Origin of the sequence: Mycobacterium sp. URHB0044, from assembly GCF_000620625.1 — a bacterium.
Classification (GTDB): Bacteria; Actinomycetota; Actinomycetes; order Mycobacteriales; family Mycobacteriaceae; genus Mycobacterium.
Map to the genome: position 1 here is coordinate 172,644 of NZ_JIAW01000017.1, position 20,818 is coordinate 193,461.

The window sequence follows — 20,818 nt, forward strand, 5'->3', positions numbered from 1 at the left end:
CTCGGGGTTTCGCCCATTTCAGCGCGCTGTCCGTCGGTTGCTGATCGACCGTTCGGAGAGCGCGCGAATTGTGTGAGGCCGCAGGTTGGCCTGCCAACCGTGAAGGGGCGTAGCTCAACTGGCAGAGCAGCGGTCTCCAAAACCGCAGGTTGCAGGTTCAAGTCCTGTCGCCCCTGCTCAACTGAAGACTAGACATGCGTGGACACTGGATGGTGACCACCTGAACCTGAGACGAAAGGCATGCGGTGAGCGACGAGCGCGATGGTGCCGGCTCCGCAGGCGACATCACTGACAGCACGGACACCGACGACACCGGCGGTCAGACCGCCGTGGTCACCCGGCCGCAGCGTCCTACGGGCAAGCGGTCGCGGCGCGGAGCCGTCAGCGACGCGACCGACTCGGTCACCGACACCGAGTCGGAGACCCCGTCGAAGAACGGCACCGGCAAGAAGAAGAAGACCGCCGAGAAGGACGCCCCGCGGCGCAACCCGTTCGCCTACGTCTGGAACTACCTGAAGCAGGTGATCGCCGAACTGCGGAAGGTCATCTGGCCGAACCGCAAGCAGATGGTCAGCTACACCACCGTGGTGCTGGTCTTCCTGGCGTTCATGGTGGCGTTGATCGGCGGAGTCGACCTCGGCTTCGCCAAGCTCGTCGGCCTGGTGTTTGGCTGACCATGCACACGCGTGACGAGCAGAAGAAACTTAGAGAGGACTGACAATCGTGACGACCTTCGATGGCGATACGCCCTCGGGTGAGTCCGACGTGATCGTCGACGACGAGACCGTTGAGCAGGCGGACTCCGCCGCTGACGAGACCGCCGACGAGGCCGTGGAGGAGCAGGCAACCGACACCGCCGAGGCGGTCGACGACGATGCCGCCGGTGAGGCCGAAGTGGCAGCTGACGCCGAAGTGGAAACTGCCGAGGTGGAGGACGACGACGAGGATCCCGCCGTCGCGCTGAAGAAGGACCTGCGCAGGCGGCCCGGCGACTGGTACGTCATCCACTCCTACGCGGGCTACGAGAACAAGGTGAAGGCCAACCTCGAGACCCGTGTGCAGAACCTCGACGTCGGCGACTACATCTTCCAGGTGGAAGTGCCCACCGAAGAGGTCACCGAGATCAAGAACGGCCAGCGCAAGCAGGTCAACCGCAAGGTGCTGCCGGGTTACATCCTGGTGCGCATGGAGCTCACCGACGAGTCCTGGAGCGCGGTGCGCAACACGCCGGGCGTGACCGGGTTCGTGGGCGCGACGTCGAAGCCGTCGCCGCTGACGCTCGACGACGTGGTGAAGTTCCTGCTGCCGCCCGCGACGGCGAAGAAGCCGGCCAAGAGCACGGCCGGTGGCGCCGCCTCCTCCGAGGCCAGCCTGGAACGTCCGGAGATCCTGGTCGACTTCGAGGTCGGCGAGTCGGTCACCGTCATGGACGGCCCGTTCGCGACGCTGCCGGCGTCGATCAGCGAGGTCAACGCCGAACAGCAGAAGCTCAAGGTGCTGGTGTCGATCTTCGGCCGCGAGACACCCGTCGAACTGACCTTCACCCAGGTCACCAAGATCTAACTGGCATTCTTGCCCTAGAAAGAATAGGAACCGAACACGCATGGCCCCGAAGAAGAAGGTAACCGGGCTGATCAAGCTGCAGATCCAGGCCGGGCAGGCCAACCCCGCCCCGCCGGTTGGTCCCGCGCTCGGTCAGCACGGCGTCAACATCATGGAGTTCTGCAAGGCGTACAACGCCGCGACCGAGTCGCAGCGCGGCAACGTCATCCCCGTGGAGATCACCGTCTACGAGGACCGCAGCTTCACGTTCGCCCTGAAGACCCCGCCCGCTGCCCGGCTGCTGCTGAAGGCCGCAGGCGTGCAGAAGGGTTCCGGCGAGCCGCACAAGACCAAGGTCGCCACGGTGACGTGGGACCAGGTGCGCGAGATCGCCGAGACCAAGAAGGAAGATCTCAACGCCAACGACATCGACGCCGCGGCGAAGATCATCGCGGGCACTGCCCGGTCCATGGGCATCACCGTCAAGTAAGTAGCAGTACCGCAGGACGTGGGAGGGCCAGCTCCGGCCCGCACCAACCACAACCAACGAAACCGATTGGAATCCAATGAGCAAGAACAGCAAGGCATACCGCGAAGCGGCCGAGAAGATCGACCGCGACAACCTGTACACGCCGCTGCAGGCCGCGAAGCTGGCCAAGGAGACGTCGTCGAAGAAGCAGGACGCCACCGTTGAGGTCGCGATCCGCCTCGGCGTCGACCCCCGCAAGGCCGACCAGATGGTCCGCGGCACGGTCAACCTGCCCAACGGCACCGGCAAGACCGCCCGCGTCATCGTGTTCGCCGTCGGCGACAAGGCGGAGGCGGCGTTGGCTGCCGGAGCCGACGAGGTTGGCAGCGACGACCTGATCGAGAAGATCCAGGGCGGCTACCTCGACTTCGACGCCGCGATCGCGACGCCCGACCAGATGGCCAAGGTTGGCCGCATCGCGCGTGTGCTGGGCCCGCGTGGTCTGATGCCGAACCCCAAGACCGGCACCGTGACTCCGGACGTGGCGAAGGCCGTGCAGGACATCAAGGGCGGCAAGATCAACTTCCGCGTCGACAAGCAGGCCAACCTGCACTTCGTGATCGGCAAGGCGTCGTTCGACGAGACGGCGCTCGTCGAGAACTACGGCGCTGCTCTGGACGAGGTGCTGCGCGCCAAGCCGGCGTCGTCCAAGGGCCGGTACCTGAAGAAGATCGTCGTCTCCACGACCACCGGCCCGGGCATCCCGGTTGACCCGGCGGTCACGCGCAACTTCACCGAGGCGTAAGTCTGCGAGGCCCCGCGCTTAGGCGCGGGGCACTAGCACGGTGGCCAACAGCGCGCGATGATCGGTCACCGGAACGGTAACCGTTTCGGTCGACACCGCGGTCGTGTTGCGGGTCAACACATGGTCGAGCCCCATGAACGGTGGGATTCTCCAGTTGCTTCGGTAGGTGAATTGCCGTCCGGCTCCGGCCTGTTCCGACGCGTCACGGAAGCCACCGGCCAATAGACGACGGAACGGGCGCATGTCGAGCGTGGCGTTGAAGTCACCGGCGATGATGATGGCGCCGGCGTCGTTGTCCCTGGCAATCTGGCCCAGAATGCCCGGGAAGACGACGAAGTCGTGATGCCAGCCGTCTATTCGGTGTGGCCACGGCGACGCTAGGTGTACCGACGCGACGGTGGGGTCGATCGTCACGCCCTCGATTCTTAGCCGCGCAGTGATCATCACCCGCTGTAGTCCGTCGATGCGCGCGGACGTCGTTATCGGATACCTGCTGTAGATGCCGGTCCCGGCCGCCTCGGGTCGAGGCTCGACCCGGTGATGCGGGAAGGTCCGGTCGATCCCGGCCGCCTCGAGTCGGCGAAGAGCGTCGGGGGTGAACTCCTGAATCATCAACACGTCCGCCCTGGCGTCGGCGAGATCGGCGATTGCCTGCGTATCGGCATGGCCCTCCCACATGTTGATCGTCATCACGCGGACGGCGACGGACGCGCCTCGGGGTTCGGCGGCGACGTAGAACGGGATCTGTACGGCGACCGTGACGATGGTCAGGCCGGCGGCGACCGCACCGAGCAGCCAACGTCTTCCCCACAACAACACGATGAACGCCAACGGCGCAGTGACAAGAAGAAACGGTGCGGCGACGGCGGCGTACAGCCACATGTGGGTTGGCAGTGGCGTGTAGCGCACTGCGAAGGCGGCCCAGGCGATGGCCAGCAGCAGAACGCCGACGATGGTGCCGGTCATTCGTCGGGCGGTATTCACCGGACCCCCTGATTCACGTGGCCCTCACTTTCTACCGCTTCCCGCCGCGCTGTGGCGCCGGTGACATGCCGGGTGCTGCACACTTGGCGGATGGGAACCTGTTGCCGGTGGACGCTGGCACTGTTGGGTGCCGCCTGCCTGTCGTGGAACACGGCTGGCAGCGCGGCCGCGGACCCGGACCCGGTGTCGCCCGAGGCCGCAGCCGCAGGATTGGTCGACGTGCGCAGCGTCGTCCCGGACGCCATCATCGACCTGCGCTACGCGACCGCCAATAACTTCGTCGGACAACCGCTGTATCCGGCCGACGCCCGCTGCCTCGTACACCGGGACCTCGCTCCTGGCCTTGTGGCCGCTGCCGACGAGCTGCGCAAGTCGGGTGAGATTCTGGTGTTCTGGGACTGCTACCGCCCGCACGACGTTCAGGTCCGAATGTTCGAAGCCATGCCGGATCCCAATTGGGTGGCGCGTCCGAGCACCTACGCGCGCAGCCACGAATCGGGACGCTCGGTCGACGTGACGATGGCCGTCGCACACTACGGATGGCCCGTCGACATGGGCACCGACTTCGACGACTTCTCGGCCCGCGCCCACGCCTACGCCACCGACGGCGTCACCGCGCAGCAACAGGCAAACCGGGCGCGGTTGCGAAAGGCGATGGAGGCAGGCGGTTTCCAGGTGTACGCGGGGGAGTGGTGGCACTTCGACGGGCCAGGTGCCGGCGCACCGCGACCGATCTTGGACGTTGCGCTGGGCTGAGTGGCATTGGCGCCGGGCTGAAAGCCCTTCTGCGACAGGACTGTCGGACCGGATCAATCGTCGCGGCAAAGCTCCAGTATCGGCGGAAGTAGGTCGGCGATCTGCGAACCGACCATCGCGAAGCTTTCCCTGCTGCGACCGATCGGGTCGGGAATGTCAACGAGCTCGCCTGCGACCAGCTGGGTGCGCAGCGCCGCGAGGTCGGCGACGTTTCGGGCGTTGTAGTCGGTAACGAGTCGGGCGGCCTCGCTCAGCGTGAAGGTTCTGTGGAGTTGGCGTGGCGCATGTTCCAGAACAGCGTCGCGATGCGCCCGCGTCATGGTGAGCACGAGATCGGCATCGGAGGCGATCTTCGCCGTGAGTTGCCGCGCGGCGAAACCAGACGCGTCACCACCCAGCTCCCCGAGAATTAGCGCCGCTTCATGGTGAATCGGATGGGCGATCACCGCGCGAGTCCCTGCGCTCGACGCTGTGAAGTTCCCGGCATTCAATCGCGCGCTGTATGCCGTGGCTAGCCGTTCCGCCGTGGGTGACCGACAGATGTTTCCAGTGCAAACGAACAGTACGTGCAGAGCGACTCCTCGTTCGTGGCCTGGACGGCGTCGGGCCAGATGTGACCCTCCATCAGTATCCCGGCTACGAGGGGCCCGGCGGGTTGATCTTCGGAAGCCGGCCTCCTGGAGCTCCACGCCGCCACGACCCTTCCGGTGTGAAGCCGGGTGCGCTTCTCTTGGAGAGCTGGAGTTGGCAAGCATCCGCAGATATTTGCTGTTGCTACACGAATACTGACGCGAGCGATAAATAATCCCATAACTAGATAACCCGCAGTCCAATAGAGTTCCAGCATATCGGTGGTTATTGACGGTTCTGAACGGTTGCTGAAATTTGATTGTGGCGGCAAAGACGTGCCGGAAAGAAGTTCGCTGTAGTTGTTGTTGGGCGCACAGTTCGGTGATAGATTCGGCCCACGAGCGTGAGGCAGATCACGGGGGGCCGCACGCAGGGGAGCAGGAGTGGGGGTTGAGGTGAGCGCGCTGAACGACCACGTCCCACTCTCGGCCCGGGCCGATTTCGCACACCGAGCGGCGCCAATGCTGCTCGGATTTCGCAGGGCCGATCCACGTCGTTGTTTGAGAACGGTCGGCTTGCAGCACTGACTCTTCAGCGTGCTTCGCTGAACTTTTAGGGGGGGGATATGAGGCAACGGGCGGTGATTACGGGAGGCGCAGGCTTCGTCGGCTCACATCTAGCGGAACGCCTGCTAGAACGTGAGATGGACGTGGTATGCCTCGACAACTTCGTCACGGGTTCGGCTCACAACGTCGCACATCTACAGGGCCGCAGGGGTTTTCAGCTGATAGAGGCGGACGTCAGCGAGTACATCTCGATCCCAGGACCCATCGACTACGTGCTGAATTTCGCCTCGCCAGCTTCGCCGGTCGACTATGCCGAACTGCCCATCGAGACGATGAAGGCTGGTTCGCTCGGGACGCTGCACACCCTGGGTTTGGCGAAGGACAAGGGTGCCCGCTACCTGCTGGCATCGACATCGGAGTCGTACGGCGATCCGCTCGTCCACCCCCAGCCCGAAACCTACTGGGGCAATGTCAATCCGGTCGGCCCCCGTGCGTGTTACGACGAGGCTAAGCGCTTCGCCGAGGCACTCACCACGTCCTACCGGACCAAGCACGGTGTCAACACCGCGATCATGCGAATCTTCAACACGTACGGCCCTCGGATGCGTCCGAACGACGGCCGCGTGATTCCGAACTTCATCAACCAGGCTTTGGTCGGCGACCCGATCACCATTCAGGGCGACGGCACCCAGACGCGATCGGTGTGTCACGTCGACGACACGGTAGAGGGCGCGTTGCGGCTGTTGTTCTCCGACCTCACAGGTCCGGTCAACATCGGCAGTCCGAACGAAATGACCATCTTGGAACTGGCCCGTCTCGTCTGCGAACTCATTGGATCCGACTCTCCGATGGAGTTCCTCGCCCGACCGCAGGACGACCCGTCGCAGCGTCGGCCCGACATCACGCTCGCGCGCACCGAACTCAACTGGGGACCGGAGGTCGAGATACGCGACGGTCTGCTGGAGACCATCGCCTGGTTCCGCCACGGGGCACACCGCGCCTCATGGGTCGACTCGCCGGCATCGTTCGGAATCCCGGTCGAGGAAGACCGTCCTCGCCTCAAGGTCGCCGTCATCGGCACCGGTTACGTCGGTGCAGTCACCTCGACTTGCTTGGCGTTCCTCGGTCATTCCGTGGTCGGACTGGATGCGAATACGGTCCAAGCCGCTCAACTCAACAACGGCCAGACGCCGTTTCACGAGCCCGGACTGCCGGAGTTGCTCCAATCGACGCTGGCGACGGGCCATTTGCAGTTCACCGACTGCCCCGCGAAGGCCCTGTCGGACGCGGACTTCGTCTTCATCTGCGTGGGAACTCCACCGAGTCCGGACGGATCGCCGGACCTTTCGCAGCTCGAAAGTGCGATCCAGTCCTTGGCGCCATACCTGCGCGCTGAGGCAGTGATCATCAACAAGTCGACCGTGCCGGTCGGCTCCGGCAACTGGACGCGCACCATTCTGGAGGATGCGCTGGAGGGAAACCGCGATCTCTCCTTCCACGTCGTTTCCAACCCGGAGTTCCTCCGCGAGGGTTCGGCGATCGAAGACTTCCTCTATCCGGATCGGATCGTGCTGGGAGGCGCCGCCGCGGACGTCGAACGGGTGGCCGAGCTGTATCAGCCCGTCCTCGACCAATCCTTCGATGGCGGGCGGCGTGGTCTCGGGTCCTCCTTGATCACAACGGATCTGGCCTCCGCGGAGATGATCAAATATGCGGCGAACGCATATCTGGCGACGAAGATAAGTTTCGCCAACGAGATGGCGCAGATGTGCGAGCTCTTCGGCGCCGACGTCCGGCAGGTCCTCCCTGCCGTGGGCGCCGACCATCGCATCGGCACGGCCTTCCTGAACGCGGGTGTCGGGTGGGGTGGCTCCTGCTTCGGCAAGGATGTCTCCGCACTGATCTCGACGAGTCAGGAGTACGGCTACACGCCGTCGATCCTGCACGCGACGATCGAGATCAACAAGGCGCAACGTTCGATCGCGGTGCGCAAGCTGCAGCACGAACTTCACATGCTCAAGGGCCGCCGAATCGCGCTGCTAGGACTGACGTTCAAACCCGGGACGGACGATCTGCGCGACGCCCCCGCGTTGGACATAGCTCGGCGTCTACTGGCTGCAGGCGCCGTGATCTCGGCCTTCGACCCGCTCGTCAAGGTACTGCCCGACGAATTTGGCGCTGTGAGGCTCACCCGCGATGCCTACGATGCGGCCGACCGGGCCGATGCGGTTGTCGTGACGACGGAGTGGCCGGAATTCGAACTCATCGACCCCGTCGGTTTGCGTGAGGCCATGCGCGGCGACCTCGTGTTGGACGGCCGAAACTGCCTGCCAGAGGCGGAGTTCGTCGGGTCGGGTCTACGACTGGTCGGTTTCGGCTGGTGACACCACCCACGAACGCCCCATGAGCAGCATCCGATGAAGATTCACGTCCACGACAACTCCGGCCACCCGTTCCAGGTTCAGCTGAGCCGGGCGCTTGCCGCGCACGGCCATCAGGTCCTCCATACCTACATGGCGACGTTCGAGTCGCCGAAGGGCCGCTTGCAGCGCGAGCCGGGAGACCCGCCGACCCTGCGGATCGAGGGCATCGATCTGGGTCGTCCGTTCCCGAAGTACTCGTACTACAGGCGTTGGCAGCAGGAGCGGGAGTACGGCCGAGCGTTGGCTGCACTTCTCGAGCGCGAGCGCCCGGACGTGTTCCTCGCCTCGAACACGCCGCTCGACATGCTCGCCGTCGCGCAGCGTGCCTGCGCGCGCTTCGGCATTCGCTTCGTGTTCTGGGTCCAGGACCTGTACGGCTACGGGGTCGCGCAGATCCTGGGCGCGAAGTACGGCCTCGCCGGGCGGGCGGTCGGCGCCTGGTATCGGCGCAAGGAGCGCGCGTTGCTTGCCGCCTCCGATCACGCGATCCAGATCACCGAGGATTTCCGTCCCTTCCTGCAGGAGGCTGGACTCACTGCTGGGAGGATCACGACGATCCCGAACTGGGCGCCGCTCGACGAGCTGCCGCTGCGGGACAAGTCGAATGCCTGGAGCCGCGCGCACGATCTCGAGCACCGCTTCGTCTTCCTCTATTCCGGGACGATGGGCCTCAAGCACAACCCGAAGCTGCTACTCGAGCTGGCACAGGCATTCGGCGACGACGAGCGGGTGCGGATCGTGGTCGTGTCCGAAGGTCTCGGCGCCGACTGGCTGCGCGAGGCCGTCACGGCGGCCGGGCTGACCAACGTTCTGCTGCTGCCGTTTCAACCATTCGAGGCGATGCCCGACGTCCTGGGAAGCGCCAACGTCCTGGTGGCGATGCTCGAGGACAGCGCCGGTGTGTTCTCCGTGCCCTCGAAGATCCTCACCTACCTGTGCTCGGGTCGTCCGATCCTCCTCGCGGCGCCGATGCAGAACCAGGCGGTGAAGCTCATCGCCGAGACCGGTTCCGGAAGGTGCTGTCCTTCCAGCGATCCCGAGGAATTCGTCGGGCTGGCCAGGACCCTCAGAAACGACCTAGTCCTTGTGGACGAAGGGGGGAAAAGTGCTCGCGCAGCAGCGGAAAGCCGATTCACAATGGTTCGAATCAGCCGCCAGTTCGAGGATGCACTCGTTCCTTCGCCCTGACGCGGCGAGTCGGCAAGTGGGTGGATCGTGACCCTCTCCTTGGAGCCGATGTTGGCCGGCTCACCGAACGACGAGCGTGTCAGCCGCATCCCTCGCTTTGGGCCATTCCGGTCGCTGCTGGTACTGGTCGACGTGGCGTGCGTGGGCTCCGCCGGCATCCTCGCCAACTTGCTGGCGGACGCCCTGCGGCCCGACGCCCCGGTTATTTGGCCACCGCACAGCCTGTACGAGGTGCCGATCCTATTCGCGGCGCTGGTGGCGCCCGCCATCCTCAACTGGTTCGGCGTCTACCGATCGTGGCGTGGACGGTCGCTCGATAGCGAACTGCGGCCGATTGCCTTCGGCCTCGGCGCGACTTTTCTGCTGCTCCTCGCGATCGGTGTCGTGACGCAGTCCACGGCCTACTACTCGCGTCTTTGGATAGCCGTGTGGCCACTGCTTGCGTTCGGGCAGATTGCCTGCGCGCGCGTCGCGCTGCGCGCGACTCTGGCCTCGCTCTACCGCCGCGGCTTCGATACGGCACGCGTCGCGCTGATCGGCGATGGCATGCTGGCCGAGCGCGTCGCGCATCACCTGATTGCGCAGACCGACTCGGGATTCAAGCCGGTCGGCTACTTCTCGCTGAACCCTGAAGCGGCGGAACGGATCCCGCTGCCACGCCTAGGTACCCTGCAAACTCTTGGCGAGAATACCGAGCGCCCGGTCGGGCAGGAGATCGACCAGGTCTGGATCGTTCTGCCATTGTCCGCCGAGAACCAGATCCGGCAGGTCCTGCACGAGCTGCGGCACTCGACCATCGACATCCGCATGATTCCCGATGTATTCGGCTACCAGTTGCTCAACTCGTCGACCGAGAACGTTGTCGGGCTGCCGGTGCTCAACCTGTCGTACTCGCCGATCTCGGGCGCCAACCGCTTCGACAAGAACGTGCTCGACCGTGTGCTGGCGCTGGGCATCCTGGTGCTGATCCTGCCGTTCATGCTGCTGATTGCGCTGGCGATAAAGCTGGAGTCGCCGGGACCTGCGATCTTTCGCCAGATGCGCCACGGCGGCGACGGGCGGCCGTTCACGGTGTACAAGTTCAGAACCATGCGCTGGGAGGCCGTCAACGTAACGGCCCCGCGACAGGCGACCCGCAACGACCCCCGGATCACCACCCTCGGACGGCTGTTGCGCCGGACCAGTATCGACGAACTGCCACAGTTCCTGAACGTATTGCAGGGCAATATGTCGATCGTCGGACCCCGTCCGCATCCGATCGAACTCAACGATCTCTTTCGCGAGCAGGTAGAGCGATACATGTGGCGGCACAAGGTCAAACCTGGCATCACGGGATGGGCGCAAATCAATGGTTTGAGAGGGGAAACCGACACCCTCGACAAGATGCGCAAGCGGATCGAGTTCGACTTGTATTACATCGACCACTGGTCCTTGTGGTTCGACATAAAGATCATTCTGATGACCGTGGTGCGCGGGTTCACCGACCGCAATGCCTATTAACGCAATGCGTCGCTCCGGCGCAAGTGACCGACCACCAACAGATTTCAGTGCAAGACGAACCGGGGGGATCTAGATGTTCAGGAAACGAAACAACGTACTGATCGCAGGAGCCGGGGGATTCATCGGCGGGCATCTCGCCAAACGGCTGAGTGAGGAAGGGAACAACGTCATCGGCGTTGACCTCAAGCCGTTGGATCAGTGGTCGCAGGTTCCAAAAGGCGTCGAACGACGGCAATTGGACATGTCGAAACTCGCCGACTGCCAAGAAGCAGTTCTCGGCGTCGACACGATCTACAATCTGGCCGCCGACATGGGTGGCATGGGCTTCATCGAGACCCATAAAGCAGAGTGCATGCTTTCGGTGCTTATCAACACCCATCTGCTCTTGGCGGCGCGAGGCGCCGGCGTGCAACGCTACTTCTACGCCAGCTCTGCGTGCGCATACAACGTCGACAAGCAGGTGCAGACGGATGTCACGCCACTCAAGGAGAGTGACGCCTATCCTGCAATGCCCGAGGATGGGTACGGGTGGGAGAAGTTGTTCAGTGAGCGGATGTGCCGGCACTTCCGCGAAGACTTCGGTATCGAGACCCGCGTTGCTCGTTATCACAACGTCTATGGCACCCATGGCAGTTACGACGGAGGCCGTGAGAAGGCCCCTGCTGCCCTGTGCCGCAAGATCGCCGAGGCGGTCCTAAGCGGCCATCACGAAATCGAGATCTGGGGTGACGGAGAGCAGACGCGCAGCTTCATGTACGTCGACGATTGCGTGGAGGGGACCCTACGAGTTACAGCGGGGGACAGCGCATTACCGGTCAACGTTGGTAGCTCGGAGTTGGTGAGCATCAACCAGATGGTCGACATCATTGAGCAGATCGCTGGCGTGTCGGTCAGCCGAGAATACAAATTGGACGCACCGCTTGGCGTCCGGGGTCGCAGTAGCGATAACGCGATGTGCAGGGAAGTCTACGGTTGGGAGCCGTCGATCACGCTTGCTGATGGCCTGGAGCGGACGTATCGATGGATCTTCGACCAGTTGTCGACCCGTAGCGGACGGCATGCCGCGGTTCTGTCTGGCTGAGTGACCTCCGGTGAATCATCAAGGCGGGCAACGGTATCGGTGACTGCCATGTCGGCGTACAAGGTCGGGTATGTGCCGGTTCAGCTTCCGTAGCGCACGTACCATTGCTCGAACGCATAGATGGCCCAGAGGAAGTTCTCGTGGTTGCGGCGACCACTCGAGTGTTCGTCGACCAACTTGGCCACTGAGCCTGGGCGGAAGAATCCGGTCGAAGTCAACCAGCCGCCCAGCACCGCTTGGCGTAGTGCGGGCTCGAGCGGGCCGCGGAACCACTGGCGGATCGGCACGGAGAAACCCTGCTTCGGTCGTGCGAAGAGGTCCGCCGGTAGCATTCGCTCGAGTACCTGTCGAAGCACTTGCTTTTGTCCGAGACTCCCGGTGCGAAGACATCCCGGCAGCGCCCGCGCAAATTCGACGACTCGATAGTCGAGTAACGGATTGCGTGCCTCGAGTCCGTGCGCCATGGTCGCTCGGTCAACCTTGACGAGAATGTCGTCGACGAGGTACGAGCGCAGGTCGAGATCCATGTAGCGCTCGATGAGGGTGCCCGCCGGTACTTCGGAACCAAGCCGATGGTCGAACCAGTCTGCGGCGCCCGCCGCGAAGCCGCTCACGACGCCGCGGTATGGCCGCCTCTTGAGTGGGCCGCGCATGTAAGCGTAGAGGTCGCTGGTGCTCGGTTGGGCTAGAGCGGCGAGTCCCATTGCGGCACTGTGAGGTAACGGCAGCGCGGGTGTCGCGCGCAGGAGCGGCGCGGCGAAGGCGCTGCGTCGGCGCCATGGGTCCAAGCCCGCGAGTCGGCCGTACCAGGGGTAGCCGGCGAACAGTTCGTCACCGCCGTCGCCGGACAATGCGACGGTCACCTCTGTACGGGCGAGCCGCGCAATCGCTAGCGATGGGATCGCAGATGCGTCTGCGAAAGGTTCGTCGTAATGTTCGGGCACTTCCTTGGCGATTGCCAGCAAGTCGCCGGGGCGCAGCACTAGTTCCTCGTGGCGCGTGCCTAAGCGGCGCGCTACTTCGCGTGCGTGGGCCGACTCGTCGAACTCCGTCTCGTCGAAGCCGATCGTGAAGGTGCGCACCGTATCCGAGTTACGGCACATGAGAGCGACCACTGTGGACGAGTCGATGCCACCACTTAGAAATGCCCCGACGGGGACGTCGCTGATGAGCCGGTAGCGCACGCTCGAGTCAAGCAATTCCTCGAGTGCGTCCGCCGCGCTCGCGGTGCTATCCACTGACGCCGTGCCGCGCGGGCTGAGCGACCAGTATCTCTCCACGCGGGTCGAACCGTCGGCCCCGCACTCGAGCCACGTTCCAGGCTCGAGTTTGTGCACCGCACGGTAAATCGAATGGGGTGCAGGGATATACGACATCTGGAAGAAGAGGTCCGTCGCTTCGGCGGAGATTTCACGTGAGACGTCTGCGAATGCCGTCACGGCCTTCAACGTTGAACCGAAGACGATCCGCCGCCCGTCCTGCGCATAGTAGAGGGGCTTCACCCCCAGGCGGTCGCGCGTGAGCCAAAGGCGGCGGCGATGTCCGTCCCACAGCGCAAAGGCGAACATGCCGTTGAAGTGGTGCAGGCACTCCACACCCCATTCGCGGTATGCGGCGAGAATCACCTCGGTGTCGGTCTGCGTCGCGAAGCGGTGCCCTGCGGCGGCGAGTTCTTTGCGCAGCTCGCGGAAGTTGTAGATCTCGCCGTTGAAGGTGATCACTAGCGCGCCGTCAGCATCATGCATGGGCTGCGCGCCACGCTCGGACAGGTCAAGTACGGAAAGTCGGCGATGGGCTAGTCCGACGGCGCCGTCGGTCCAGGTGCCGGCGCCGTCGGGGCCGCGGTTGGAGAGTGTGTTTCGCGCTCGAGTCAGGGCGACGTCGTCTACCGGTGTGCCGTCGAAATTCAGCCGTCCGACTATTCCGCACATCCGTATCAGCGCCCGAGGCTGCGCGTCGGTGAACTACGGACGTTCCGATTGGCCACATGGATCCTTCGTCACGATGATGCCGGCACCGTCTTGTGCGGGCCGGGCCGTCTAGGGGCTCAGACGCTCGCCTCGCCGAGAACGTAATCAAGAAGCTGCGCATAGCGTGCGTCGGCGTCAGACTTCTTGGCGCGGAACGCCTCGATTTGGCGCGTGCGCGCATTTCGCAGTTCACCGGAGCGGACGAGGTCCTCGACGGCCGCCACGAGGTCCTCAGTGCAGTTCGGCCCGGCCTCGATCATCCGGCTGACCGTGTCCTGAAGAACCCAGGGAACACCCGCCCAACGGGTCGAGACGATGGCGGCCCCACCGGCCATCGCTTCGTAGAGCACGTTCGGTTGGGCTTCCTGACTGAACCGAGTCGGAAAGACGAACACGTCGCATGCCTGGAAGAAAGCAGCTTTCGCGACACCGAACACTTCGCCGCGATAGTCGAGGCGGTCACCGAGTGTGCGCTGCAGGGCCGTCAGCCGCGCCTCGTTCCTGCTCCCGATCGGGCGACCGGCGAGCAGGAAACGCGCATCGGCTCCGAGCTTTTCGGCAAGCTTCGGCAACGCGTCGGCGACCACGTCGAAGCCCTTGTCCTCCACCAAGTTACTGAGGAAGCCCACAGTGACGGGCGAGTGCGCGCTTGCATCGGGCCCCGCGGCCAGTTCGAGGTCACAGGTCGCCGCGTTGGGCACGTACATGGAACGGAAGTCCGCCGGATAGACGGTCTTGAATCTGTCCTCCATGACGGGGTCGAGAAAGACGTGCAGCGTCTTGTCGGGCGCGGTGCGCAGAAGCCGTGCCATGAAACGGGATCGATTGTGGATGTGGTTGTAGTTTCGATGGTGAATTACCAGCCGCGGGAACCTCGCAGCGGCTGTTCGCGCATAGGCAGCTGAGAACGCCACGCCGGGGCCCCCGTCGGGGACGAGGTAGACGGTCGCACCAGCGGCGGCGGCACGCGTCGAGGCGATCCTCCTTATATTGCTCGCGAAACCCAGTGTCTTGTTGGCATAGATCGAGAGCGAGCGAGTGTGCTCGGCGCGTGAGCGGGTCTTGTTGGTGGCCAACCGGCATACTTGCGCCCCGCGTGCCTCGAGCGCATTGCAAACGATGGCAGTGTTCTTCGCTGCGCCACCGACGAACGGTGGGAACGGCCCAATCGCGAGAACGCGCCGCCGAGTCCTGCCGGTGCCGCCGCGGATGATCACGGCTCAGGGCTCCAGGCGGGCTTTGCGCCAGCCTTGTACCAATCCGCGGTGCGACCCATGGCGACATCGAAGGGCACGTAGGGGAACGCCATCGCTTGATGCGTGACCTCGAGGGGTACCACGTAATCGGTTGACATTCGCATCACGCGCTCGCGATCTAGTGGAAAGGGCAGACCGACGCGGCGCAGAAGCGTTCCCGCCTCGCCGGCGCGTTGCAGTAGGGCCGCCGGGAACCGGCGTACCGGCCTTCCGCGTAGTGCCATGGACATGCCGTCGAGGAACTGCGCGGAGTCGATTGCCTCGTCCCCACCGTAGAGAACGTCGCCGTCCGCCACGGCCTCAGAGAATGCGGCACTGATGATCTGTCCCGCGCAGTTGTCGACGTAACCGTAGGTGCGCACCACCGGGCGGGCTGTGTCGGGATGCAGGTACCAGCCCTTCTCGACATAGCGCATCACCGAACTCGCATAGCTCGGGTGATGCGGCCCCCAGATGACGGTCGGACGGACATGGACCGCGGCGTATGGGCGGTCGAGCGTCTGGAGGAACTGCTCTGCCTCTGCTTTGGCCTCCCCATAGCGCGTATACGGGTCGTAGGCGTACAGGTCTGTCGGCTGCGGGCCAGGACGGATCACGAGCTGGGTCGAGATATTGACGAAGCGCTGCGGCCGGGTCGCATCGCAGAACGCCTTCGCGGCCATGCGCGTCCCGTTCCAGATGCTCGAGAATTCATCCCGGGATGTCGCTGTCACGGACGCGAAAGCAGCGAGATGAATGAAGCAAGAGGGATCGAAGCTCTGGCATGCGGCGGATAGCTTGTCGGCGTCTTCGATATCACCGATCACGGTGCTGGGCCCCGAATCGACGCCAGGCCAGGGCTTCAAGTCGAAGTTGAGGACTTCCGCGCCGGCGTTCATCAGAAGTCTGCTTACGGCGCGCCCGATGAAACCGGAACCGCCCGTGACGAAGACCCGCGCCCCGCGGATGTTGGATGCCGTGCGTTCACCGACGACGTTCACCGTGGCACCCGAACGTCGAGTTCGCCAGCTGCCCCCCGCAGTGTGTCGAACTCAAGGCCTCGTACGTCGATTCGCAACAGTGCTGGGCGTGCCAACTGATCCCCCTGAACTCCGCGTCGAGCCTAACAGGGAGAGCCAGTAATTCTCGGCGTCTTGTGGCAGACAGAAGGGTTGTGGCGCAAAGTCGATATGTGGGCGCGACATCGCGCGGTGTGGTAGCCGTCTGTGTTCTTAGTGGTCGAAAGGTTCCCTAGCTCACGAAGCCATCTGCGGTGGAGGTTACCCCTCGCCTATGTGGCAGGAGTTTGCTCACAATCTCAATCGATTCCGCATGTGGCTCGTCCAGCAAACCGATACGATGAGCGCGCAAGCTGGATCCGGTACGCGATGGAATTGAACTAAATCGGCCGCTCTTCCCGCGAAGCAGACGGGGGCAGGCCGCCAGCCGACTGAAGCACGGCTACTGCGGGGGCGAACGCGTTCAAGCGTGGCTGGCCGACCAGCGGACCGATTTCTTGAAAGCGGAGACGTCCCAGCCTCCGGCCGCCCGAGGAAGGGAGTACGCGTGGCGAAGCTCAGCGGGAAGGATCCATTCAGCGATCAGACGGCGTTGGCAACTCTCCAATCGAGCCTCGCCAAGGTCTCGGAACCCGACCAAGCGACCATCGCCGAACTCGTGAAGCAACATGTCGACTTCGCCACTTCTTACCCCTCCGACCTTCGTCCGGGTGGGCGCGTGCTCGATTTCGGCTGTGGTATCGGGGATTCAGTTCGGGCCCTGCTCGACATGGGATTCGACGCATGGGGCGTAGACGTGCTCGAGTTCTGGGATCGCGATATCGAGATCCTCTGGGAAGAGAGGGAGAAACCCCCCAGTGAGATAGCGGCGAGACTCAAGACGGTAAGCCTAGATGACTATCGATTGCCATTTCCGGACGCCCATTTCGACTTCTGTATCAGTGATCAGGTCATCGAACATGTCTTCAATCTGCCCCAAGTGATGCAGGAAATCGTCCGCGTCTTGCGGCCGGGAGCCGTTTCGGTTCACCGTTTCCCGGGGCCGAACCACCCTATCGAGGGCCACATTTCGGTGCCGGTCATCCCGTTGTGCCGTTTCAGGTGGTACCTAGCGCTTTGGGCATGGCTCGGCGTCCGCTCCCCCCGGCAAAAGGGCCTTGGCTGGCGTGAGACGCTCGCCCTGAATGTGGAAACGATGCGGTTCTGTAGTTACCCCACCAAGAAAGCGCTACGGCGGGCTGCAAGAGAGGCGAATGTAACCATCGAATTCCATGAGGGAGAGGGCATCAAGCGTCAGAATGTGGGCCGCGCATACGCATTGTTTCGAGCTGCTGAAACGATTGGATTGGGACGCGCCGCACTCAGCCTGCTGTCATTGATCAGCCAGCGTTATGTGCTGATAAAGGGTTGATGGTCTCCGGTATTCGCGTGTCGCTGCGGGGAACAGTCAATCGTGTGCTGACCCGGGGTAGCGACTACGGCTTGAACCTCGTGGCGGCAGCAGCCACACAAGGGGCAACTTTCCTCACTGCCGTCGTCCTAACTCGCATCTTGACGGGTGATTCGTTCGGGCGATATGTAGTGGGCCAGAGCACCGTCGTCACACTCGGTGCCCTCTCCAGCCTCAGTCTCGGATTCGTCGCGAACGCGATGCTCGCCAGACACGCAGGCCTCGCGCCGGCTCGGGCGGCAAGTATCCACCGGTTTTGTCTGATCGTTGCCTCGCTGTCCGGCGTCGTGGCCGGAATCTTCATAACCAGTAGCTCCAGATTCCTCGCCGAACATCTATTTCACGACCCTAGCGTCCAAACACCGATCCTCATCGCCGGCATCGCTCTGCCGTTTGCCGCTCTCGCCAGTTATCAGGTTGGCGCCATGGCTGGGCTGTCCGATTTCCGCGGTCTCGTCAGGGTTGCCGTAGCAGGAGCACTTAGCTTGGTGGCGGCCGCCTCAGTAGGCGCGTGGATTGCTGGAGCGACGGGCGCGATGGTAGGTCTTCTGCTTTCGCTCATGATTCGTGCGGCCATCGGAGCCGTGGGCTTACGCGCTCGCAGGACATCGTTCTTCATGCGCGCGCCAGATATTGGACTTCGGGAGACCTGGCGGGAAATTCGTCACTTCGCGATACCGACCCTTATGTGCGGAGTCGCGACGATGCTCGCGATCTGGCTATCCAACGCCATCTTGACTACGCATGCGGGCACGCGGGCATTTGGCGTGTTTACGTCGGCGTTCTTGATCAAGACCTTGGTGACGTTCGTCCCGTTACAGTTCGGGAACGTATTGCTTTCTCGGTTATCGACCCTGTCTGCCAAAGGCGACGTGATCGCATCGCGACGCACCCACACGATCGTCCTACTGGCGGGCACCGGTGTTGCCGTTGTTCTGGCGACGCCATTGGCAATTGGCGCGAATCACGTGATGGCCGTGTTCGGACCAGGCTTCACGGAGGGCGCACCGTTACTACGGTGGCTAATGCTGTGCGCGGTGTTCGAGGCCGCCGCGACACTGACCTTCTATGCGTTTCCAGGCCGTGGAAAGCTCTGGCAGGCGGCTCTCGTTTACTCAGTACCAAAGGAAATCGTCCTCGTGAGTACAGCGTTCTTCCTGGCCAGCCGATTCGGCGCTATGGGACTGGTGTGGGCCCACACCTCGTCGTGGCTCTATGGACTCTTGGCTCTGACGACGCTCAACGCAATTGCCCGGGGAAGGTGGAGGAGTAAGGGGTCTGCATCAGCAACCGCGTCCCCGAACGTCCCTGTCTCAGCCGGCCGGAATGGTCATCAGCGAAGGGGTCCCAATAAATGTGTGGAATAGCGGGATTCATTGATGTGGGGCATAGCGACGACGAGGCGGAATCGCTCATCGACGCGATGTGCCAAGTAATTCGGCACCGTGGCCCTGATGAACAGGGATCCTGGGTGGGCAATGGGGTGGCCCTCGGCATGCGGCGCCTCGCGATCATAGACCGATCCCTCGGTCACCAGCCCATCTTCAACGAGGATGAAAGCGCCCTGGTCGTCTTCAACGGGGAAATCTACAATTATCGTGATCTCCAGAAGGTGCTCATGCATCGCGGGCATCTTTTTCGGACTAATAGCGACACTGAAGTGATCATCCACGCCTACGAGGAATACGGCGATGATTGTGTGAAGCATCTACAGGGGATGTTTAGCTTCGCCATTTGGGATAAGAAGCGCCGACGTCTGCTAGCGGCGAGAGACCGCTTCGGCAAGAAACCGTTCAACTACTACTGGGATGGGCATAGATTCATCTTTGGATCTGAGATCAAGTCTCTTCTGAAAGCGGGCATACCCAGAGAAGTTGATCCGATCGCACTCGACGAATTCCTCGCTTATCGGTACGTACCAAGCCCACTCACCATCTTCCAAGGCGTCAGAAAGCTACCTGCCGCACATATTCTGACGTATGAAGATGGAATAGTTGACGTCAAGAGATACTGGGAACTTCCGTTCACGCCAACAAGCCACGACGACGAGGCGACCGCGGTTGAACGGATAGGTGATCTTCTTCGCGACGCAGTGCAGATGCGACTCATGAGCGAGGTGCCATTAGGGGCCTTTCTCAGTGGGGGTATCGATTCCAGCGTCGTCGTGGCACTGATGAGTCAGATGATGTCTCAACCAGTGAAAACGTTCTCGATCGGCTTCGCGGAAGAAAACTACACAGAGCTTCCCTATGCGCGTCAGGTCGCACAATACTTCGGCACTGAGCACCACGAATTTGTGGTAGAGCCCGATCTCATTTCCATTCTGCCGGAACTGGTATGGGCGTACGACGAGCCTTTTGCAGATCCATCGATGCTTCCCACCTACTACGTCTCGAAATTAGCCCGTGAGCACGTCACAGTGGCCTTGACGGGTGATGGTGGAGACGAGATCTTCGGAGGCTATTCACCGTATCGGCGCGAGTATTTGATCGAGCGTATGCCGTTCTTCGTTCGTTTGATTCTCAAGTACGGTAGCTCGGTCATGCCGAGCGGAATGCGCGGAAAGAACCGTCTCCGATTGTTGCTTAGCGATCCAGCTCTGCGGTGTACACAAAGCACCACCACTTTTCACAACTATGCGCGTTCGTTGATGTATAGCGACGACTACTACGGTCACGTGCGTAATCATGACCCGCTCGAACGGCTGGTTGGCGAATACCGTGCCGCTTCGCATCTAGATGTAACGACTCAGATGCAACGCGTAGATTCACGGGCCTATCTCGTCGATGACATCCTCGTGAAGGTCGACAAAGCCAGCATGATGAATTCGCTTGAGACGCGAGCACCACTGCTCGACCAGTGCCTCGCCGAGTACGTCTCATCGCTACCGTCTACGCTTCGTATGCGTAACGGTGTTCTCAAGTACTTGCTGAAGAAATTCGCGGCTGACTTGCTACCCGCCGAAATTCTCGCACGTCCCAAAATGGGCTTTGGCGTACCTCTCGAGCAGTGGTTCCGAACTGACCTCAATGGCTACGCCTACGATTTACTGACTTCGTCGCAGGCGAACCAAAGAGGAATCTTCGACCCACGGTTCGTCCAGGATCTGCTCAAAGCGCATCGCAGCACAAAGGCGGTCAATTATGGGGAAGCGATCTGGGCGCTACTTTGTCTCGAACAATGGTTCAGGACCTTCATGGATGACCCCGCGACATCACCCCAGTCGGATGCGACGGCTCCGCAGGCGTGCACTTAGCGAA

17 protein-coding genes and 1 tRNA gene are annotated in these 20,818 nt (G+C 62.6%); 13 read left to right on the forward strand and 5 right to left on the reverse strand.

Annotated elements, in window-relative coordinates:
* Positions 1-103 precede the first annotated feature (103 nt).
* From N536_RS0127035 to rplA, 5 genes are all read left to right on the forward strand, one after another.
* Positions 104-176: transfer RNA gene (locus N536_RS0127035), tRNA-Trp, on the forward strand.
* Positions 177-245: 69 nt separating this feature from the next.
* Positions 246-674 carry a preprotein translocase subunit SecE gene (secE, locus tag N536_RS0127040; RefSeq protein WP_029116469.1) on the forward strand — a complete coding sequence of 143 codons (429 nt, stop codon included), beginning with the start codon at positions 246-248 and terminating at the stop codon, positions 672-674.
* Positions 675-831: 157 nt separating this feature from the next.
* On the forward strand, positions 832-1,563 hold the full coding sequence (gene nusG, locus N536_RS0127045) for a transcription termination/antitermination protein NusG (RefSeq protein ID WP_197040245.1): 732 nt from the start codon (positions 832-834) through the stop codon (positions 1,561-1,563).
* Between the two features lie 40 nt (positions 1,564-1,603).
* Positions 1,604-2,032 (forward strand): 50S ribosomal protein L11, encoded by a 429-nt coding sequence (rplK, locus tag N536_RS0127050; RefSeq protein ID WP_029116471.1) that lies wholly within the window; start codon positions 1,604-1,606, stop codon positions 2,030-2,032.
* Positions 2,033-2,108: 76 nt separating this feature from the next.
* Positions 2,109-2,816, forward strand: coding sequence for a 50S ribosomal protein L1 (gene rplA, locus N536_RS0127055; RefSeq protein ID WP_029116472.1), 708 nt, complete (start codon positions 2,109-2,111; stop codon positions 2,814-2,816).
* Positions 2,817-2,834: 18 nt separating this feature from the next.
* Here the strand turns inward: rplA and N536_RS0127060 are convergent, their stop codons facing one another.
* Positions 2,835-3,782 carry an endonuclease/exonuclease/phosphatase family protein gene (locus N536_RS0127060; protein WP_029116473.1) on the reverse strand — a complete coding sequence of 316 codons (948 nt, stop codon included), beginning with the start codon at positions 3,780-3,782 and terminating at the stop codon, positions 2,835-2,837.
* Positions 3,783-3,890: 108 nt separating this feature from the next.
* Between N536_RS0127060 and N536_RS0127065 the strand changes: the two genes are divergently transcribed.
* Positions 3,891-4,556, forward strand: a complete 666-nt coding sequence (locus tag N536_RS0127065) for a M15 family metallopeptidase (protein ID WP_029116474.1) — start codon at positions 3,891-3,893, stop codon at positions 4,554-4,556.
* Positions 4,557-4,609: 53 nt separating this feature from the next.
* Here N536_RS0127065 and N536_RS0127070 read toward each other — a convergent pair whose 3' ends face one another.
* The gene (locus tag N536_RS0127070; RefSeq protein WP_197040239.1) at positions 4,610-5,311 is read right to left on the reverse strand and encodes a low molecular weight phosphatase family protein; all 702 of its coding nucleotides are present in this window, start codon (positions 5,309-5,311) and stop codon (positions 4,610-4,612) included.
* A gap of 440 nt (positions 5,312-5,751) precedes the next feature.
* On the opposite strand from N536_RS0127070, the gene N536_RS41805 reads away from it, so the two are divergent.
* The 4 genes from N536_RS41805 to N536_RS0127090 all read left to right on the forward strand — a co-directional run bounded on the left by N536_RS41805 (position 5,752) and on the right by N536_RS0127090 (position 11,884).
* Entirely contained in the window at positions 5,752-8,076 is a 2,325-nt protein-coding gene (locus N536_RS41805; RefSeq protein ID WP_029116476.1) for a UDP-glucuronate decarboxylase, read from the forward strand.
* 33 nt (positions 8,077-8,109) lie between these two features.
* The gene (locus N536_RS0127080) at positions 8,110-9,303 is read left to right on the forward strand and encodes a glycosyltransferase family 4 protein (protein ID WP_029116477.1); all 1,194 of its coding nucleotides are present in this window, start codon (positions 8,110-8,112) and stop codon (positions 9,301-9,303) included.
* 27 nt (positions 9,304-9,330) lie between these two features.
* Complete coding sequence (locus N536_RS0127085; protein ID WP_155948741.1) at positions 9,331-10,803, forward strand: undecaprenyl-phosphate glucose phosphotransferase; 1,473 nt, start codon at positions 9,331-9,333, stop codon at positions 10,801-10,803.
* Between the two features lie 73 nt (positions 10,804-10,876).
* Positions 10,877-11,884, forward strand: coding sequence for an NAD-dependent epimerase/dehydratase family protein (locus N536_RS0127090; protein ID WP_029116479.1), 1,008 nt, complete (start codon positions 10,877-10,879; stop codon positions 11,882-11,884).
* An 80-nt stretch (positions 11,885-11,964) separates the two neighbouring features.
* On the opposite strand, the gene asnB (N536_RS0127095) is transcribed toward N536_RS0127090, so the two are convergent.
* The 3 genes from asnB (N536_RS0127095) to N536_RS0127105 form a co-directional block, all read right to left on the reverse strand.
* Positions 11,965-13,815 (reverse strand): asparagine synthase (glutamine-hydrolyzing), encoded by a 1,851-nt coding sequence (gene asnB / locus N536_RS0127095; RefSeq protein WP_029116480.1) that lies wholly within the window; start codon positions 13,813-13,815, stop codon positions 11,965-11,967.
* 116 nt (positions 13,816-13,931) lie between these two features.
* Positions 13,932-14,930, reverse strand: a complete 999-nt coding sequence (locus N536_RS0127100; protein WP_155948742.1) for a glycosyltransferase family 4 protein — start codon at positions 14,928-14,930, stop codon at positions 13,932-13,934.
* Positions 14,931-15,067: 137 nt separating this feature from the next.
* Positions 15,068-16,090, reverse strand: a complete 1,023-nt coding sequence (locus tag N536_RS0127105) for an NAD(P)-dependent oxidoreductase (protein WP_029116482.1) — start codon at positions 16,088-16,090, stop codon at positions 15,068-15,070.
* Positions 16,091-16,655: 565 nt separating this feature from the next.
* On the opposite strand from N536_RS0127105, the gene N536_RS40920 reads away from it, so the two are divergent.
* From N536_RS40920 to asnB (N536_RS0127120), 3 genes are read left to right on the forward strand one after another with little or no spacing between them, the layout of a single operon-like run.
* A complete protein-coding gene (locus tag N536_RS40920; protein ID WP_051574791.1) occupies positions 16,656-17,519 on the forward strand; it encodes a class I SAM-dependent methyltransferase in 864 nt (287 codons plus the stop codon).
* Positions 17,519-18,925: an oligosaccharide flippase family protein gene (locus tag N536_RS0127115; protein ID WP_029116483.1), complete on the forward strand. Its 1,407-nt coding sequence runs from the start codon at positions 17,519-17,521 to the stop codon at positions 18,923-18,925. The genes N536_RS40920 and N536_RS0127115 overlap by 1 nt, the downstream gene beginning before the upstream one ends.
* A complete protein-coding gene (asnB, locus tag N536_RS0127120; RefSeq protein ID WP_029116484.1) occupies positions 18,913-20,814 on the forward strand; it encodes an asparagine synthase (glutamine-hydrolyzing) in 1,902 nt (633 codons plus the stop codon). Before N536_RS0127115 ends, asnB (N536_RS0127120) begins: the two co-directional genes overlap by 13 nt.
* Positions 20,815-20,818 lie beyond the last annotated feature (4 nt).